The sequence below is a fragment of the Nocardia sp. NPDC057272 genome, from assembly GCF_042668615.1.
Taxonomy (GTDB): domain Bacteria; phylum Actinomycetota; class Actinomycetes; order Mycobacteriales; family Mycobacteriaceae; genus Nocardia.
In genome coordinates, this window is record NZ_JBHUYK010000019.1 from 25733 (window position 1) to 43981 (window position 18249).

Genomic DNA, 18249 nt, shown 5'->3' on the forward strand with positions numbered 1-18249 from the left:
GTCAGCCCTCGGCGCCGAGCTGCACGTTCTCGAGGATCGCGAGGGCATCGGGCACCAGCACCGCACCCGAGTAGTAGGTGCTGACCAGGTAGGAGATGATCGCTTTGTCGTCGATGCCCATGAAGCGCACGTTCAGTCCGGGCTCGTACTCGTCGGGAATTCCGGTCTGGCGCAGGCCGATCACGCCCTGTGACGATTCACCGGTGCGCATCAGCATGATCGAGGTGGTGCGGCCGGCCGAGGTGCCGATCTTGTTGCACGGCAGGATCGGTACCCCGCGCCACGAGGGCACCCGATGTCCGTTCAGCTCGGTGCTCGTCGGATAGATGCCGCGGCGGCTGCATTCGGCGCCGAAGGCGGCGATGGCCTTCGGATTGGCCAGGAAGAACGCGGGTTCCTTCCAGACCAGGGCGAGCAATTCGTCCATGTCGTCCGGTGTCGGAGCCCCGGTGCGAGTACTGATCCGCTGCTGCGGTGCGGCGTTGTGCAGCAGTCCGAAGTCGCGGTTGTTGACCATCTCGTCTTCCTGGCGCTCGCGCAGGGCTTCGATGGTCAGCCGCAGCTGCTGTTCGATCTGGTCCATCGGCTTGTTGTAGAGGTCGGCGACGCGGCTGTGGACCCGCAGCACGGTCTGGGCGATGCTCAATTCGTATTCGCGCGGGGACAGGTCGTAGTCGACGAAGGTGCCCTGCAACTGCGGTTCGCCCTCGTGACCGGAGGCGAGCTCGATCGAACTCTCGCCGTAGGGGTTGGCCCGCTCATCGGCGACGGCGTCGTCGAGCTGGGCCGCCCGCACGTGCTCGCGCAATCCTTCGATCCGTGCGCTGACCTCGGCCAGAGCACGGTCGGTGAGGACCAGGCAGGTACACGCGGTCACCGCCTTGACGGTGAAGTCCCATGGCTGCGCATCGGCACCGAGGATCCGTTCACCGATGAACCGGCCGTCGGTCATGATTTCGAGGACGGTCGACTCCCCATAGGCGCCGGTGCCGAGCTTGTCGGCCTTGCCGTGGGCGAGCACCACCAGCTCTTCGGCCGGTCGACCGGCTTCGGCGATGATGTCGCCGGGCGCGTACCGGCGTTCGACGAAGGAGTCCGCCACCGTCTGCAGGGCAGCATCGTCGGAGTAGTCACGCAGGTAGCGCAGTTCACGCAGGTCGGGTGCGAGCACCCGCGCCTGGCCCGCGGTGTCGTAGCAGGTGATCAGGCCGTCGCCGACGGTGTAGGTGAGTCGGCGGTTGACGCGGTACACACCACCGTCGGCCTGCACCCAGGGCAGCAGTTTCAGCAGCCACCGCGAGGTGATGCCTTGCATCTGCGGCACGGATTTGGTGGTGGTTGCGAGGTTTCGCGCGGCGACGGTGCTGAGGCTCAGCTGGGCGGCGGCGATGGTTCCAGAGAATGGTTCAGCCAGTTCAGTCATGAGTTCTTCCTGCTTCGAGAGACATGGGAGAAACGAGATGACACACCACGGGGAGCGAACGAATCAGTTATCCACCGGCTATCGATTGTGGCAGAAGCGACTGTAGCGGATCGTGCGCGATCTACGGAGCAAAATGAATCGAAATCTGTTGTGCGAGAAGTGAATTCAAATCTTCCCCACGATTCGCGCACGTGCCCGCAGCCAGGTTCGATCGGTCCTCGTGGCCTTGCCACGAGGACGCTGGATGTCTACTTCAGAGACTCATGAGCGCCTCATCGCCGCCCTCCCCGCACCCGCGCTTCCGATGACAAGTAGCAGGGCGGTAAGCGCCCAGCGTCGCTGTTCGACCGCCACGGGCTGGGCAACCACCGCCTCCGGCTCATTCTCGGGCGGCGAGACAAACCGCACCGGCGTGGGGACCGGGACGGGTGGACTCGGCGGCGGTTCCACGGGTGACGGAATCGGGGCTGGTGGGCTGACCGACACGCTCGGCGGTGGCGGAGGAGGTTCTGGTGGAGGTGCCGGTTCAGGAACAGGCGGCACTGTCGGCTGAGGGGCCGGGACCGAGGGCGGTGGCGGTGGCGCAGGCAGCGGCTTCGGCGGCGCGGGAGCAGGTAACGGGAACGGCGGAGGAGCCGGAGCAGGCAACGGGAGCGGACGCGGGGCCTCCGGAACCGGCGCTTCCGGTCCATCGAACGGGCGGGCCGGAGCGGGCAATTCCAGACCACCGAGAGGCGGTACCGGCACTGGAACACTCGGCCGCTCGAACGGAGGAACAGCCGGCTTCTCGAACGGCCTTCTCGGCGTGGTCGTCTCCGGTAGATCGGGCCGGTCGCCCTGACCGGGGAGCCCGGGTTCCACGAACGGCCGCCGGGTGACCTCCGGTTCCTCGTACCGCGGCACCGATCGAGGAAGCTGCCCGGTAGTCGCGAGAGGCGGCGGTACGCGTGGCGTCTCCGCGGGTTCCGGTGGGGCCGTGGTCAACGTCCCGATTCGCGGCGTGTTTCGCGGTACGACGATGCTCGGTGGCTCGATCGACGGTGATACCGGACCTGGAACCGCACCGACCGATCCGGGCGCGAACAGGCCCACCCCCGCCAGTGCGGCAGCCCAGATCCCTCTCCGCACAGTCTTTTTCACCTCAGCTGCACCAGCACGGCATCGAAGGCTGTCGGTGCGACAGCAGCCGCTCGGCCATAGGGGTTCTGTAGCTCGAAGATGGTGAAGATCATGAACGTCACCACCGCCGCGAAGCTGGCCACCACGACGACGTGAATGCGCGCGCTGGTGCCCGAGAACAGCAGTGACAAACCCACCGACAGAATCGCGCCGAGTGCCAGCGCCAGCCACATCATCGGCGACAGCGCGCTGCCCGCGGCCTCGATCCTGGCTTGCCTTGCCTCGTAGACCTCCCACAGCCGATCGGCTGCCGCGATCTGACGCGAACGTTGCCATTCGTCGGCGGCGGGACTGGCCGCGATGCTGGTGCGCACCGCCGACAACTGGTTCCACGCCCTGTCGTCGACGCTCCCACCGGAGCTCATGGCGGGCCATTCGACCTCGATCACCTGGCCGGTATAGGCGTGAACAGCCCTGGTGACGGTGCTGCGGGCCGGTTCCGACAATGCGTCGCCTGCCCACTGGAGCGCGAGCAGCCGGTCCGCTTCGTCCGATGCCGCCTTCGCCGCGCCGGCGTTGGTGTCGAGCACGCCGATGAGCAGGAACGACGCGAGCACCACCTGCAGTCCACCGACGAGCGTGAACACCTGCCCCACCGACTCGTTGGTGGCCTCTCCGTCGCGACCCTTGCCGCGCCTGCGCAGCAGGTAGGCGGCGGTTCCGGCCAGTCCTGCGGCGACGATCACCCACAGCAGTGCTTCCCACAGCATGTCTCAGTAGTCCTTTGTCGTCGAGGTGGGCAGGAATGCGCCGGAAATCACTGAAGATTGATTCTTTGACCACCTCCGAGCAGGGAGGACACGATGAGGAATCCTGCGACCGTTGAACGCGGAATAGCAAGGGGGCCAACGGTGTCGAGGTTAGGCCGCAGGCATGAGTGCCGCAATAACCAGGCAAACCGTCGACATGCCCCCGCGGTGACCGCCGGATGACCGAAATCGGCAGGCGGGAACCGCCTTCGAGGCAGTCCAGAGCCCGGCCCGCGCAGACCGTCCTGGCACGACATCCCGGCGAACCTGGCACAGAATGCGAGTGTCGTCCACGCGGTGACACCGAGATCCGACAGACCGTACTTTGGCATCGAATTACGCTGTTATCCTTGGCCTTTCGAGAGCAACTCCCATTGTCGACAGGTGCAGGCAACCGGTGACGGATCCGCGTCCTACCCGTTTTCCGGCGACCGCGCACCCCCAGCGCGGAGGTGGAATATGCACAGCGAGGCGGACGCGCACAGGATCGAGACCGGAGGGCGAACCGAGCGTGGCGAACAGCGCTCCGACCGAACGGAGGCCTATCCGAGGGTCTCAACGCGAGAAAAGTCCGTTTTGTTCGAATTGGGGCAATCGGCGAGCGAATTGATTCGACCGGCAACTCTGTGCCCCTTGGAACGACCAGGCCGAGCCGACGACCAGGGTGTGCCCCTCCGCGGGACGCGCGATTTGCAGCGGGTGGCGTTCGGCTGCCGCCTGCGCGCCCGGGAGGATTTCGCTGCCACGCTGTGGACCTCGAGCACCGGCTCGGTGCTGGTCGCCCGGCTGCGATCCTCGGACATCACCGCCGAGCGCGGCGCCGGCGTCGGCGACGACCACTACAGCCAGTACCTGCAACTGGGTTTGGTGCTGGCCGGGCGGGCCACGCTCGAGCAACGGGGCCACCGGTCGACCGCAGTGGCCGGTGAGGCTTTCGCGGTCTGCCTCGACAGTCCGTTCCGGTCGACACTCGCGCGCTGTGAGGCTCCGGCCACCGATGTGCTGTACCTCTACCTACCGGTCGATTCGCTGGCCGCGTGGGGACTGGACGCGGCCGCGGCGGGCGGCTGGTCCTGGCCGCTCTCGCGCGCGGCGGTGTCGGCGCTGATGTTCGGCCGTGATATCGCTTGTGGCGCAACAAGTCCCGATCATCTGCGGATTGTGGCGCGCATCGACGAGATCTTGTTCCGGGCGGCGATAGTCGCGCTGCTCGAACGTGATCTCACGGATGCGACGAGGGAGCTGACGACCGAGGATGTGCTGCGTCGCCGCGCGGCCGACTTCATCGACCGGAATTTCGCGGACCCGGCGGTGAATCCCGATGCGGTCGCGGTCCGGCTGCACGTGAGCAGGCGGACCCTGTTCCGGGCGTTCGAACTCCAGGGTCTGTCCGTGGGGCGGCTGATCCGCACCCGCAGGCTGGCTGCCGCGGCGAGCGCGCTCAGCGATGACACCCGTGGCCTGCGCGACATTGCCGACAGCTGCGGTTTCCGTACGGTCGATCAACTCTCCCGAGCATTCCGCGCCAAGTACGGGGTAACCCCGGCCGCCTACCGCGCCGCTCGGCGCAAGGACGCCATGGCCGGATAGTGACTCCGGTAGCTCCACGGCTGACGACAGCTGTGGCACCTGAAGTATTGGACGACAACCGATCTCGACCGAGGTGATCAACTGCTCGGCGGCGGCGCACCGGCGCCGAGCACCTCCCGGCCGATCTCACCGGCCAGCACCTCGGTCGAGTACGCCATGAGCTGCCCCGCCTCGGCGTCGCGCAGGTGCCGCTGGATCGGCGACTGACGCAGATAACCCGATGCTCCACCCACGCGCACACCCAACTGGGCGACGTCCACGGCCACCTTGTTCGCCAGATACTTCGCCCGCGACAGCGTGGAGAAGAAGGCAGGGCTCGCGCTGTCGGCCTCGCGCAGACCCTGGTCGTAGAGGGCGTGGGCGGCGGCGAGCCGAACCTGCACGTCGGCGACCTCGTGTTGCACCCACTGTTGCTCGGCCAGCGGATTGCCCAGGATCATCCGCGACCGGGCGTGCGCGACCAACGCGGCGAGCGCCGCGTCGGCGATGCCGAGGGAGATGGCGGGCAACCCGGCCGGGATCACCGCGAAATCACCCGGTCCCGGTGCTCGACCACGGTATTCGGCGCGCAACACGGTGTTGTCGAAGGCCAGCAGTTGACTGCGGGTCGCGCGCAAACCGAGAGTGTCCCAGATCGGGATGATCGATACGGACTCGTCCGGTATCACCCCGAAGAACGTCGGCGCCCCCGAGACCAGCGCGTTCACCAGCAGGTAGTCCGCGATCTCACTACCGGAGACAAACCGTTTCGCGCCGGTGAGCGACCAGCCGCCCACCACGGGGTCGGCCACCTGCTGTGGTTGCAGAAACCGGTTACCGCTGCCCGGCTCGGACAACGCGTTGGCGAACCGTTTACCCACGAGGAACTCCTCGGCGAAGAACGACCCCGCCGAATCGCCGGTCAGCTCCGCCAACGCGACGCCCGCACCAGCGTGCATCACCCAGATCGTCGCGATGGACGGATCGGCCTTCGCCAGAATCCGGACCACTGTCCCGAACGACTGATAGCTCAATCCGAGCCCACCCAGCCGCCGAGGCAACACCGCCCGATCAACCCCGGCATCGTGCAGCGCGGTCAACTCGGCGACCGGAATCTCGGCCCGCTCGTCATAGCCGGCCGCGTCGGCGGCAAACCCCACCGCCAGTTCGGCCACCCGATCCAGGATCTCCTGTTCGCCCACCCCTCGCGACGACCCGACCTGCGCGCTGCTCACGAATTACCCTCCGCTCGACAGGAATTCGATCACCGCGGTGACAACTGCGGAGATCATCCGACCAGGATACGCAGCGCGCCGGGCCGGAAGAAGCGGCGAAAGCATGTCCGCTCTCAACACGCTCCGTCAGCGCCGCGCCATCACGATGGGATTCTTGTAGCTCAGCTGCTCGGACAACGGCAATGGTCGCTGTCATGCTGTTCTCGCTGATCGGATGGATCCCCCTCCGATCTCTCAACGATCAGCGAGCGATGCGACTCGCCTCGACCGATCAACCGGCCGAGGCGAGTCTTCCCCGTGCACCCACGCGCCGCCGCCACGTCGCGGGGCAGGATCCATCTTAGGCGCTATAGCCTCGCGCACATCGATGCCGCGCCCATCCACGTTCGATCCGAGGATCGAATCCCCTGTGCAGCTCAATGGCAAGCGACACAAGCCCTTTGCCTACATATTCCGCACAACCGAGACCGCCGTCCCGACAAAGTCACGACTATCAGTTCGGATCCGCGGCCGGGCGGTAGGCGCGGACGACGAGGTGGGCGGCCTCGGTGCAGATCGTTGCGGTGTCGGCGGCACGGAGTGGGATCGTGCCGTACATCGAGGCGTGCAGACCCTGCTGAACGAGCAGTGAGACGAACTGACGGGCGGCGGTCGACGGATCGTCGACGTCGAGCTCGCCGCGTTCGCTGCGGCGGCGCAGCAGGTCGGCGATCTGCGTGACGAGCTGTTTCGGTTCGCCGTCCGCGCAGGCAGGTCGCAGCGACGGGATGCGGGCGACCTCGCTGATGACCAGGCGGCGTAGCGCGGAGGCGCGCTCGTCGAGCAGGACGCGCAAGACGAGGTGGCCGATCTCGACGAGAGCGGTGGTGGCATCGAGGTCGTCGGCCTGATCCGTGCCGGTGATGTCTGTGCCGAAATTCGCGGCGACACGGCTGCGTTCGTCATCCACGGCGGCCAGGAACAGGGTTTGTTTGTCGCCGAAATGGTTGTAGGCGGTTTGTTTCGCCACGCCGGCTCGTTCGGCGATCACGTCGAGGGTCGCCCGCTCGTAGCCGTCTCGCAGGAACGTATCGATCGCGGCATCGAGGATGGCTCGACGTTTACCCGGGTCGCCGCCGTGTGGGCGGCCACCGGATCCACTCGAGCGTATGGCCGATGTCGACATGTCCGTCTGCGCCTTTCGTGGTGAGTGACCCGCGTCACCAACAGTACGGGTGGACGAGTCAGTCTATCTACTATTTACTGGACTGGACCGACTAGTCTAATCAACTCACCCTGGAGGTTTTCATGGCGGCGACGGTATCGACCGAGCAGCTGGCACTGGACGCGGAAGCGCAGGACTTGTTGTTCCGCACCGCCCGCACGGCCAACACCTTCACCGACGAGCCGGTGACCGACGAACAGTTCCGCGCCATCTACGAACTCGTGAAATTCGGGCCGACCTCCATGAACCAGCAACCCCTTCGCGGGGTCCTCGTGCGCTCCTACCAGGCGAGGTCGCGCCTGGTCGAGGCCATGACAGATCGCAACAAGGACAAGACCGCGCAGGCGCCGCTCGCGGTCGTCCTCGGGGCCGACCTCGATTTCCACGACGAGCTGCCCAAACTGGTTCCCTTCATGGAGAACCCGCAGAACGTCTTCGCCGACCCGGCGGTGCGCGAGAAGTCCGCCACGTTCAACGCGGCGTTGCAGGTGGCGTACCTGATCATCGGAATCCGGGCCGCGGGTCTCGCGGCAGGCCCGATGGTCGGATTCGACGCCGATGCCATCGCCCGGGAGTTCTTCCCCGACGGCAGGCACGCACCGCTGTGCGTCATCAACATCGGCAAGCCAGGCCCGGACGCCTGGATGGGCCGCCTTCCCCGGCTGGAGTACGACGAGGTCTTCGGCACTGCCTGAACATCGCGGTTCGCCGCACGTCTGATCAGTGGTTAGGTGAAAATGACTGCTACATCGATTCTTTCGACGGTGCCTGTACCGCATGCGGTACGCGACGCCGAGTCGGTACCACAAATTCTCCTGCACGCCGCGCGCCATCATCCGACCAGCGGCACGACCTATCTGCAACGCACCGGCGACACACCCGCGGTGCGCGTCCACCGTTCTCATCCACAGCTGCTCGACGACGCCTTGCGGCTGACCGGCGCGCTGCGCGACCAAGGACTGCGACCACAGTCGAAAGTCGTTCTGCTGCTCGATGATCACGAAGACTTCGTCACCGTGTTGTGGGCTTGTTTTCTCGGCGGGTTCGTCCCGTGTCCCATGGTCGCCCAGCCCGCCGACCCGACTCGCTGGGCGAGCGCATTGCGCCACGTCGACGAACTCCTCGAAAGCCCACTGGTGGTGACATCGCTCGCGATGCGCGACACCATGCCCGCCGTGTCAGGATTGGCGCCGGTGACAGTGGAATCCCTGCGGTCAGGCGAACACCAACCGTTCGTGCACCACGCGAGCACCGACGACCTCGCGCTGCTGGTACTCACCTCCGGTTCCACCGGAAACGCCAAAGCGGTGTCACTCACCCATGGCAATCTGCTCAGCTCCATGGCCGCCAAGTCGGCTGTGCAGCACCTCGCCCCGGCCGATATCACCTTCAACTGGATCTCGTTCGATCACGTCGCGGCACTGCTGGAAACACATCTGCTTCCGCTGTATTCCGGAGCGCAGCAGATCCATGCTCCGAGCGAGATCGTCGCCGACGACCCGATGCAGTTCCTGCGGACCATCTCCCGCCACCGGGTGACCATGACCTTCACACCGAATTTCCTTCTCGGTCAGTTGAATTCGCTGTTCGAACCGGAAAGCGACGGTGACCTACTCGATCTGTCCTGCCTGCGCCACATCGTGAGCGGTGGCGAAGCCAATGTGGTCGCGACGGGACAGACGTTCTTGCAGACCTTCGCCGCCTGCGGCCTGCACGACGCCGCGCTGTGGCCCGCGTTCGGGATGACCGAGACCTGTGCGGGCAGCATCTACAATCGCGACTTCCCCAGTGCCGACGCCGGGCAGGAGTTCGCCGCCGTCGGGCATCCGGTGCCCCGATTGCGGCTGCGGGTCACCGATGAGGAAGACCGCCCACTACCCGACGGTGCGACCGGCGAGGTGCAGCTGCGCGGACCGATGGTCACCCACGGCTACTTCAACAACGCGGACGCCACCCGCGCCGCGTTCACCGCCGACGGCTGGTTCCGCACAGGCGATCTCGGGCGGCTGGCCGACGGCAGGCTCACGCTCGTGGGGCGCAGCAAGGACAGCATCATCGTCAACGGCGTGAACTATTTCAGCCACGAGATCGAAACGGCGATCGAGGAACTCGACGGCATCTCCCCCGGCTATGTCGCCGCGTTCCCGACGCGGCGCCCCGGCAGTGACACCGAACAGCTCGTGATCGCCGTCCACACCGAGACCGGGGCCGACGAAGCCGATCTGCATCGTCTGCTGACCGCGGTGCGTTCCACGGTCGTGTTGCTGTGCGGGTTCCGGCCCGGATTCATCCTGCCGCTGGACAAGGCCGACTTTCCCAAGACGAGTCTGGGCAAGACCCTGCGGCCACGCATGCGCCAACAGCTCGAATCGGGTGGCTACGACCAGGTCATCGCCGACACCGCGGCTGTCACAACGCGTCAGCTCGGCGGATACTCGGCACCGGAGGGGAACACCGAGTCGATCCTGACCGGCGTCTACGCGGAGCTGTTCGATCTTCCGGTCACCGACATCAGCGTCACGGCGAGCTTTTTCGATCTGGGTGGCACCTCGCTCGACATCCTTCGACTGCAGCAGCAGGTCACGCGCCGCTTCGAGGTGGCGCCCCTGCCGATCATCGCCATCCTGACCGCCCCGTCGGTGCGGGAGCTGGCCGCCATCGTCGACGGCGGCGGCGACGGACCGCGCCGATACGATCCGATCGTGGCGTTGCAGACCAGTGGCGACAAAACGCCGCTGTTCTGCGTCCACCCCGGCGTCGGGGAAGTCCTGGTCTTCGTCAACCTGGCGAAGTACTTCGTCGGTGATCGGCCGTTCTACGCGCTGCGCGCCCGCGGATTCAACAGCGGTGAGGAGCCGTTCCACACCTTCGACGAGATGGTCGATGTCTATCTCAGTGCCATCCGCCGACGGCAACCGCACGGACCCTACGCCCTCGCCGGCTACTCCTTCGGTGCCGCAGTGGCTTTCGAGATCGCCAAGCGACTCGAGGCCGAGGGTGAGCGGGTCGATTTCCTCGGCAGCTTCAACCTGCCACCGCATATCAAGTACCGCATGGACGAGCTGGACTTCACCGAGACCGCGGCGAATCTGGCGATGTTCCTCGACCTGATCAGCAAGCGGCAGGCCGCCGAATTACCCGCCGAACTGCGCGCACTGCCCAAGAGCCAGCAGCTCGCACGCCTGATCGAGCTCGCCCCACCCGAACGGATCGCCGAACTCGATCTGGACCTGACGAAGTTCACGGCATGGGCCGAGCTCGCCGACGGTCTCACCGGCCTGGGACGCACCTATTCGCCCAGTGGTGCCGTGCGCTCGATGAGCGTGTTCTGCGCGGTTCCCCTGCGCGGCACCAAACAAGACTGGATCGACAACGAACTCAGCCGGTGGGACGAGTTCACCACCGAACCCAACCGCTACATCGACGTCCCCGGCGAGCACTACACGCTGATGGGGCCACGGCACGTCACCGCGTTCCAGTCCGTTCTGCGCAAGGAACTCGACCGGGCGCTCACCGACGCCGACCGATAGGGAGAAACACGTTGCACGGCAAGAAGATTCTGATCACCGGCGGGACCGGGCAGGTCGCCAGACCTGTCGCCGAGGCGCTCGCCGCACACAACGAGGTCTGGTGTCTCGGCCGCTTCGGGACACCCGGTGTCGAAGCCGAACTGCGCGAGGTCGGGGTGATCACGCGTCAGTGGGACATGAACGACACCACCACCGCGGGCTACGAACAGCTGCCCACCGATTTCACCCACGTGCTGCACTCCGCGGTCCATCGCGGTGACGGCAGCGATTTCGAGGACGCGCTCGGCATCAACGCCACCGCCTGCGCGCGGCTCATGACACACTGCCGCACCGCCGAGTCGTTCCTGTTCGTCTCGACCGGCGCGCTCTACAAACGGCAGACCCTCGACCACGCCTATCGCGAATCCGACCCGATCGACGGCGTCGCCGACTGGCTGCCCACCTACCCGGTCGGCAAGATCGCCGCCGAAGGCACCGTGCGGGCGATGGCCAACGTGCTCGAGCTGCCGACCACGATCGCCCGGCTCAACATCGCCTACGGTCCCGGCGGATACGGCGGTGTGCCGATGCTGTATTTCCAGCGGATGCTGGCCGGGGAACCGATTCCGGTTCCGCTGGAGGGACAGAACTGGTGTTCGCTGCTCTACACCGACGACCTCGTCGCCCATGTTCCCGACCTGTGGAACGCGGCGTCGGTGCCGGCCAGGCTCGTCAACTGGGGTGGTGACGAATCGGTGGGTATCACCGACTGTGTGCGATACCTCGAAGAGCTCAGCGGCATCGAGGCGAAGCTCGTCCCCGCCGAGGTCACCCGTGAGACCTACCAGTTCGATCCCGAACTGCGCCGGTCCCTCACCGGCCCGTGCGCGGTCGACTGGCGCGACGGCATTCGTCGCACACTCGCCGCGCACCACCCGGCGCACGTGCGGCAGGTGACGTCGTCATGAGCCGCGCACAGGTGACGACGCCGAACATCGAGGCCATCCGCACGTCCTACGACGGTTTCGCCACGCGCGATGTCGGCAAGATCTTGTCCGTCATGCACGACGACGTGGAATGGGTCCACCCGGACGGCATGCACAAGTACGGCCTCGGCGGAACCAAGATCGGCCACGACGGGATCAAGCAGTTCCTCGCTCATGTTCCGTCGGTGCTCGGCGGCATGGCGCTCGATCCGGTCGAGTTCATCGAACAGAACGACCGCGTCATCGTCATGGGAACCCGCAGGGTCACCGCCCGCAGCGGGACGATCACCACCCTGCCGTTCCTGCACTCCTGGACCATGCGCCACGGCAAAGCCACGCGGATGGAAGACATCTTCGACACCGTGGCCTTCCACGCCGCCATCGAAAGCTGACACCGGCCGCGCCGTGGGCTCCCCACGGCGCGGCCAGTGCAGGTGTAGCTGTCTATCGAGGACCGGCGACTTCGGGTTGATCCAAGTTGTCGATCGCCTCGACGACGCCGCTGGTGCTGCGGCCGAACACGGCGTCGAAGAATGTGCGTAGCGAGGTGCGCTGCAGGTCGATGGATCGTTGTGGGTCGATCCCACCGACCGCCTTCGCTGTTGTGGCGGCGGGCAGTAGTCCTGCGGCGGTGAGTTGGGGCAGGATCGTTTGCTGGTCGCTGAAGGACATGTGCTCGGTGCCCGCGACGCGCAGGGCAATCTTCACCCCGGAGTTGTTGGGCCAGTTCGGTTCCCAGCCCGCGTTTCCGTACCAGGGCGAGGCGCCGCTGGCGAGCATCAGTACCGGCTGGACTGTCCCGTCGGTAGCGACCGAACCCAGAATCGGCCCGTCGAAGTTGACGCCGGCGCGAATCCTGGGTTCGTCGTGCAGCGACTGCACAGTGGTGGATCCGCCGAGCGAATGTCCGAACATTCCCACGTTGGACAGGTCGAGTCGCTCGCTCAGCCCGACGGGCAACCTCGCCGCCGACTGCCGGTCGGTCGTCGCAGCGGCGAGTTCGTCGAGGACGAAACGAGTGTCGGCCACTCGGGTGGGGACCAGAAGGTCTCGCAGGACTTCCTGGGGCGAATCGAGCGGAACGACCGTGTGCTCGACCCGGCCATCAGGGAAGTGAACAGCGAAGGCCTCATGAGTGTGGTTGATCGCGGCAACGACGTAGCCGTGGCTGGCGAGATCCTCGGCTTGCGCGGTGCTCCAGCCGGTGGAATCACCCATGCCGGGAGAGTTCAGCAGGACCGGGAACGGCCCGCCTGCTTCGCGAGCCGGTCGGTTCGGGTAGCTGTGGCCCGGCCCCAGGGACCATCGAGCTTCGGGCACCCCGAGTCCGGCGAGGTAGGCCTCCTGCGCTGAGCGGCCGCCGGGCGGCATCCACGCCGCCGTGGTCGCGTCACCGGCGGCCTGCGCCGGGTACCAGATCTGTACGAGGAGTTCGCGCGTGGCACCTGTCCAGGGATCGGTGCGGCGAGAGTCGGTCACCTGGAGTTCGGTGACCCCGACTGTGTTCGGCCCGGTCGGCGCCGGCAGCGACACCATGACAGATGCGCCCGGCGCAGCCGGTGGTGTGCCGCAGGATGACACTCCGGCAGTGGCGGCCGCCGTGCACAGTGCCACTGCGATGGCCGCGAGACCTCGGGAACCTTTGCCTGTCAACACAACCCCCACCCCTGGATCCGGTATCGGTCCCCACCCTATTGGACGCAGTCCCCCATGCTGCGCCCCGCAGGCCCGTCGACCGCTCGACTGTTCCCAGCATCGACTGGATCAGCGGTCAATTGTCCAGTTTCGCTGCAGCAGAGGCCAACTCAAGCTACCCTCCGGTTCGCCTACATCCGCGGCGTCCGGCAAGTACCGTAATAATCGGCTGTGTTCGTCGAATCCGGCCATTGGTATCGAGTGGGTGTAGGAGTGAAGAGTCGGTGAGTCCTACGGTATCTGAGTCGGAGTTCGAGGATCTGTCCCGCCGGGCCGCGATCGACGGCACCGCACCGCGAGTCGGCGCGATCATCGATCGTGGCGGGCAGATACTACTTCTCGAGCGCCACGACACCGGTCCGATCAAGGCACCGTTGAAGCTGCCCGGCGCGACGGTGATGCACGGGGAATCCCTCGCAGCGGCGGTCGCCCGTGGCGTGCTCGAGGAAACAGGGCTGATGGTCACCGGCATCCGCCACCACGTCGGGGATTTCGACTACCTGTCCCCCGACGCACACCCGGTTCGCCGTCTGCATTTCGCCGTCGATGTCGCCGCGACACACCCGATCCACCTCACCGCGCACGCCCGCTACGTCTGGGCACCACTCGACGGTGAGCTGCGGGTGACATCGTCCATCCGCGGCATCCTCGATACCTACCGCGACCTCGTCCTCGGATGAAAGCCAGGTCTCGGCGTCACTGAACAAGATCCGGGAATTCGTGGCCCGTAGTCCGGTTGTGCCAACTCATCGACACCGCCGATCAGGATCGGTCCATCTCGCGGACCTCTCGCGGCGGATCAGGGGGTGACGATCGGGAAAGCCGGATCGAACTCGTCGAGGAGCGTGCCGAAGGTGGCGAGGACCGCCGGATCGCCCGTGATCGTAATCTTGCCGCGACGAGTCGAACAGGATGTGGATCGGCATGGCCAGGATAGTGTCCTGGCTGGCGGCCGACCGGCGAGAACGCCGCGTCATCGAACTCCGCCGCGTGCTCGGCCCGTCATCGGTCGATGGCCAGGTACTGCGATTCCTGGTATTCCTCCAGCCCGGTGCTGCCACCTTCCCGGCCCAGCCCGGAGGATTTCATCCCGCCGAAGGGTGCGGCCGGGTCGGAGATCGCACCGGTGTTCACGCCGACCATGCCGGTCTGCAGGCTTTCGGCGAATTCGAGGGTGTCGCTGAGGTTTTCGCCGAAGACATATCCGGCCAGGCCCGAGTCGGTGTCGTTGGCCAGTTGCAGGGCAACGGCCGGGTCTGTGAAGGTGCGGATCGCGGCGACGGGGCCGAACACCTCCGAATCCCAGAGACGGGTTCGGGTATCGACGTCTGTCAGGACCGCGGGTTGCAGGAAGTGGCCAGCACCTGCGGTGTCGGTACCGACGGTGTGCAGGTGTGCGCCCTGGCCGACCGCTTCGTCGATGAGCGCGGTGATCCGCCGCACCGCCGCGTCGTCGATCACGGGTCCGATGCGGGTGGCGCGGTCGAGGCCATCGCCCACCGGCAGCGCGGAAACGGCGGCGAGGAACCGCTCGGTGAACTCCGCTGCCCGCGATTCGTGGACCAGGAAGCGGTCGGCGGCCACGCAGGTCTGGCCGGCGTTGCGCAGTTTGGCGAGCACCGCGCCGCCGACGGCCTTGTCCAGGTCGGCGGACTCCAGGACGACGAAGGGAGCGTTGCCGCCGAGTTCCATCGAAACCCGCAGGACTCCTTGCGCGGCTTGCGTCAGCAGCGTTCGGCCGACGGCAGTGGAACCGGTGAAGGTGAGCTTGCGAAGCCGCCGGTCGGTGAGAATCCGCGCCGACACCAGCGGCGCGCGCGAGGTGGTGACACAGTTGACGACGCCCGGCGGCACGCCTGCCTCCGCCAGAATCTGCATGAATGCCACTGCGGTGAGCGAGGTTTGGGGTGCGGGCTTGAGAACGACGGTGCAGCCCGCGGCGAGTGCGGGGGCCACCTTGCGGGTGACCATGGCCAGGGGGAGGTTCCACGGTGTGATCGCGAAAACCGGGCCCACCGGTTGTTTGCGGACCGCGATCCGGCGACCTCCGCTCGGTGCGCGGAAGTACGCTCCGCTGCCACGGGTGGCTTCCTCGGCGAACCAGCGCAGGAATTCGGCGCCATAGGCGACTTCGCTGCGTGCCTCGGCAAGCGGTTTGCCCATTTCCAGGGTGATCGTGTGGGCGATCCGTTCGGTGTCGGCATGTAGCAGGTGGAACGCGCGCGCCAGGATGTCGCTGCGGTGGCGCGGATCGGTGGCCGCCCAGTCCTGCTGGGCGGCCGCCGCGGCGTCCAACGCGGCCGCGGCTGTCCTGTCGTCGCCGTCGGCGACGGTCGCGATCTCTGCGCCGGTGGCGGGATTGCGCACTGACATTGTCGCCGTGCCGTCGACCCAGTCGCCGCCGATGAACTGGGCGACCGGCAGGTCGGAAAGGGTGGATGTCATCGCGGCTCCATGTCGGGTTCGAAGACGATCACCTGACGCACCGCCGCGCCGTCGGCGAGTTGATCCATCGCCTCGTTGAGGTCGTCGAGTCCGATGCGGGCGGAGATCAGTTTCTCGACCGGCAGCCTGCCTGCCCGCCACATCTGCTCGTAGCGCGGGATATCGCGCGCCGGTACCGCCGAGCCCAGATAGCTACCGACCACGGTGCGGGCCTGCGCGGTGAACAGCAGCGGCGACAGCGTCACGGTGGCCGACGGAGCCGGCAGACCGACGGTGACAGTGGTTCCTCCGGCAGCGGTGGCCAGGAAGGCGGTTTCGAACGCGTCGGGATGACCGGCGCACTCGATCACGTAGCGCGCCCGAATTCCTTGCACCGCAACCTGTTCGGGCGTGTAGGTTTCGGTCGCGCCGAGGTCGCGGGCGGCCGTGAGCTTGGCGGGCAGACGGTCGACCGCCACGATGCGCCGCACCCCGATCGCGGAGGCGGTGAGCAACGCGGCCATGCCGACGCCGCCCAGTCCCACAACCATCAGGTCGTCCTCCGGCCCCGGGTCGGCGACATTGAGCACGGCGCCGCCGCCGGTCAGGACGGCGCACCCCAACAGTGCCGCGACCTCCGGCGGCACGTCGCGGCCGACCGCGACGACCGAAGCCTGGTCGATCACCGCGTGCGTGGCGAACCCGGAGACGCCGAGGTGGTGACGCACGGGCCGGCCGGCCCTGGTCAGTCTGCCGGGGTGGTGCAGGAGCTCGCCTGCCGTGTTCGACCGGGTTCCTTCGGTGCAGGGCAGTTCACCGCCGCGGGCACACGCAGCGCAGCGCTCGCACCGCGGCAGGAACGACATGACCACCCGGTCGCCCACTGTCAGGTCGTCGACCTGGTCGCCGAGTGCCACCACGATGCCCGCCGCCTCGTGGCCGAGCAGCATGGGCAGCGGCCGCTCCCGATTGCCGTCGACCACACTGAGATCGGAATGGCACACACCGGCCGCTTCGATCCTGACCAGTACCTCGGTCGGACCCGGCTCGTCGAGTTCGAGGTCGTACACCCCGATCGGGCGCGACGACGCGAAGGGCCGCGGCCGGTCGGGGTGGTCGAGAACGGCGCCACGGATACGCATCAGATCTCTGCTTTCCGGTGCTCGCCCAGGGGGCCCGACAGGTAGCGCAGGTGATCGTTCGTGTCGCCCAGGGTGTGTTCGATGGTGGTGAGCCGGGCGGTGTAGTGCCCGACCGGGTATTCGGCGGTCATGCCGATTCCGCCGTGCAGCTGGATGGCCTCTTGGCCGATGTGTTTGCCGGAGAGGTCGATTCGCCGTTTCGCACGGGAGGCCACCGTCGGATCGACGACGCCGTCCGCCAAGGACATCGCCGCGTACAGGTTCATGCTGCGGGCCAGTTCCAGCGAGACGTACATGTCCGCCGCCCGGTGGGTGAGGGCCTGGAAGGTGCGCAGCGCGACACCGAACTGCTTGCGGGTCTTCAGATACTCGGTGGTGAGTCGCAACGCCTCGGCCATCGCACCGACCGCCTCGGCGCCCAGTGCGGCCTGCGTCGTGATCACGGCTTCGTCGATGATCGCACCGGCATCGAGATCGGTGCCGAGCAATTCGGCGGGTGCACCACGGAATTCGATCTCGGCGCCGCTACCTCCGTCGTAGGTGCGGTAGGCGGTGCGCACGACCGCTGTCTCCTCGGCATCGACCAGGAACAACGCGGTCTCGCCGGTGGGTACCACGGCCGAGACGATCAACCGGTCGGCCCGATCTCCGGAGGGCACAGGACTTTTGCGACCGGTCAGCGTCCACCGGTCACCATTGGCGACGGCCAGGGTTTCCGAACGCGTGTCCGGCCAGCGGACGCCGGGCTCGGCGTGGGCGAAGGCGAACAGCTGCTCGCCGTCGACGATTCCGGGCAGCAGGGACGCACGCTGGCCTGCCGTGCCGGCCCGGCCGATCACGAGGGCGGGCAGCAGGGCGCAGTCGAAGATCGGCTCGGGGGCCAGGGTGCGGCCGATTTCCTCGAGGGCAAGCATCGTTTCGATCGGGCCGCCGCCGACGCCGCCGTCCTCGGCGGACACGGTCAGCCCGAGCAGACCGACCTCGGCGAAGTCCGCCCACACCTTCGGATCCCAGCCGGGAGCGTCGGCGATCACCTCCGCGCGGCGTCCGGGGGTGTAGTGGCGGGTCAGCACGCTGCGCACCGTGTCGCGCAGCAGGGTCTGCTCAGGGGTGAAGGTGAAATCCATGGCGGTT

The 18249-nt window shown here is 66.9% G+C and carries 15 protein-coding genes; 6 read left to right on the top strand and 9 right to left on the bottom strand.

Annotated elements, in window-relative coordinates; translation table 11 throughout:
- Position 1: 1 nt before the first annotated feature.
- Positions 2-1423, bottom strand: coding sequence for a family 2B encapsulin nanocompartment shell protein (locus tag ACFULV_RS23480; protein ID WP_378630658.1), 1422 nt, complete (start codon positions 1421-1423; stop codon positions 2-4).
- Positions 1424-2559: 1136 nt separating this feature from the next.
- Positions 2560-3312: a hypothetical protein gene (locus tag ACFULV_RS23485; protein WP_378660085.1), complete on the bottom strand. Its 753-nt coding sequence runs from the start codon at positions 3310-3312 to the stop codon at positions 2560-2562.
- A gap of 672 nt (positions 3313-3984) precedes the next feature.
- Between ACFULV_RS23485 and ACFULV_RS23490 the strand changes: the two genes are divergently transcribed.
- The gene (locus tag ACFULV_RS23490; protein ID WP_378660088.1) at positions 3985-4941 is read left to right on the top strand and encodes a helix-turn-helix domain-containing protein; all 957 of its coding nucleotides are present in this window, start codon (positions 3985-3987) and stop codon (positions 4939-4941) included.
- A gap of 77 nt (positions 4942-5018) precedes the next feature.
- Here ACFULV_RS23490 and ACFULV_RS23495 read toward each other — a convergent pair whose 3' ends face one another.
- Entirely contained in the window at positions 5019-6155 is a 1137-nt protein-coding gene (locus ACFULV_RS23495; protein ID WP_378660091.1) for an acyl-CoA dehydrogenase family protein, read from the bottom strand.
- Between the two features lie 493 nt (positions 6156-6648).
- Positions 6649-7320: a TetR/AcrR family transcriptional regulator gene (locus ACFULV_RS23500; RefSeq protein WP_378660093.1), complete on the bottom strand. Its 672-nt coding sequence runs from the start codon at positions 7318-7320 to the stop codon at positions 6649-6651.
- A 122-nt stretch (positions 7321-7442) separates the two neighbouring features.
- Between ACFULV_RS23500 and ACFULV_RS23505 the strand changes: the two genes are divergently transcribed.
- The 4 genes from ACFULV_RS23505 (at position 7443) to ACFULV_RS23520 (ending at position 12246) form a co-directional block, all read left to right on the top strand.
- The gene (locus tag ACFULV_RS23505) at positions 7443-8054 is read left to right on the top strand and encodes a malonic semialdehyde reductase (RefSeq protein ID WP_378630652.1); all 612 of its coding nucleotides are present in this window, start codon (positions 7443-7445) and stop codon (positions 8052-8054) included.
- A 69-nt stretch (positions 8055-8123) separates the two neighbouring features.
- Positions 8124-10889 carry an AMP-binding protein gene (locus tag ACFULV_RS23510; protein WP_378660096.1) on the top strand — a complete coding sequence of 922 codons (2766 nt, stop codon included), beginning with the start codon at positions 8124-8126 and terminating at the stop codon, positions 10887-10889.
- Positions 10890-10900: 11 nt separating this feature from the next.
- A complete protein-coding gene (locus ACFULV_RS23515; RefSeq protein WP_378630648.1) occupies positions 10901-11836 on the top strand; it encodes an NAD-dependent epimerase/dehydratase family protein in 936 nt (311 codons plus the stop codon).
- Positions 11833-12246, top strand: coding sequence for a nuclear transport factor 2 family protein (locus ACFULV_RS23520; RefSeq protein WP_378660098.1), 414 nt, complete (start codon positions 11833-11835; stop codon positions 12244-12246). Before ACFULV_RS23515 ends, ACFULV_RS23520 begins: the two co-directional genes overlap by 4 nt.
- 52 nt (positions 12247-12298) lie before the next feature.
- Here ACFULV_RS23520 and ACFULV_RS23525 read toward each other — a convergent pair whose 3' ends face one another.
- On the bottom strand, positions 12299-13390 hold the full coding sequence (locus ACFULV_RS23525) for an alpha/beta hydrolase family protein (RefSeq protein ID WP_378660101.1): 1092 nt from the start codon (positions 13388-13390) through the stop codon (positions 12299-12301).
- A 383-nt stretch (positions 13391-13773) separates the two neighbouring features.
- On the opposite strand from ACFULV_RS23525, the gene ACFULV_RS23530 reads away from it, so the two are divergent.
- The gene (locus ACFULV_RS23530) at positions 13774-14229 is read left to right on the top strand and encodes an NUDIX hydrolase (protein ID WP_378660103.1); all 456 of its coding nucleotides are present in this window, start codon (positions 13774-13776) and stop codon (positions 14227-14229) included.
- 119 nt (positions 14230-14348) lie between these two features.
- Here ACFULV_RS23530 and ACFULV_RS23535 read toward each other — a convergent pair whose 3' ends face one another.
- The 4 genes from ACFULV_RS23535 to ACFULV_RS23550 all read right to left on the bottom strand — a co-directional run bounded on the left by ACFULV_RS23535 (position 14349) and on the right by ACFULV_RS23550 (position 18242).
- The gene (locus ACFULV_RS23535; protein WP_378660372.1) at positions 14349-14438 is read right to left on the bottom strand and encodes an alkyl sulfatase C-terminal domain-containing protein; all 90 of its coding nucleotides are present in this window, start codon (positions 14436-14438) and stop codon (positions 14349-14351) included.
- Between the two features lie 113 nt (positions 14439-14551).
- Entirely contained in the window at positions 14552-15994 is a 1443-nt protein-coding gene (locus ACFULV_RS23540; RefSeq protein ID WP_378660105.1) for an NAD-dependent succinate-semialdehyde dehydrogenase, read from the bottom strand.
- Positions 15991-17115, bottom strand: a complete 1125-nt coding sequence (locus ACFULV_RS23545; RefSeq protein WP_378660108.1) for an alcohol dehydrogenase catalytic domain-containing protein — start codon at positions 17113-17115, stop codon at positions 15991-15993. The genes ACFULV_RS23540 and ACFULV_RS23545 overlap by 4 nt, the downstream gene beginning before the upstream one ends.
- Positions 17115-18242 carry an acyl-CoA dehydrogenase family protein gene (locus ACFULV_RS23550; RefSeq protein WP_378630634.1) on the bottom strand — a complete coding sequence of 376 codons (1128 nt, stop codon included), beginning with the start codon at positions 18240-18242 and terminating at the stop codon, positions 17115-17117. Before ACFULV_RS23550 ends, ACFULV_RS23545 begins: the two co-directional genes overlap by 1 nt.
- Positions 18243-18249 lie beyond the last annotated feature (7 nt).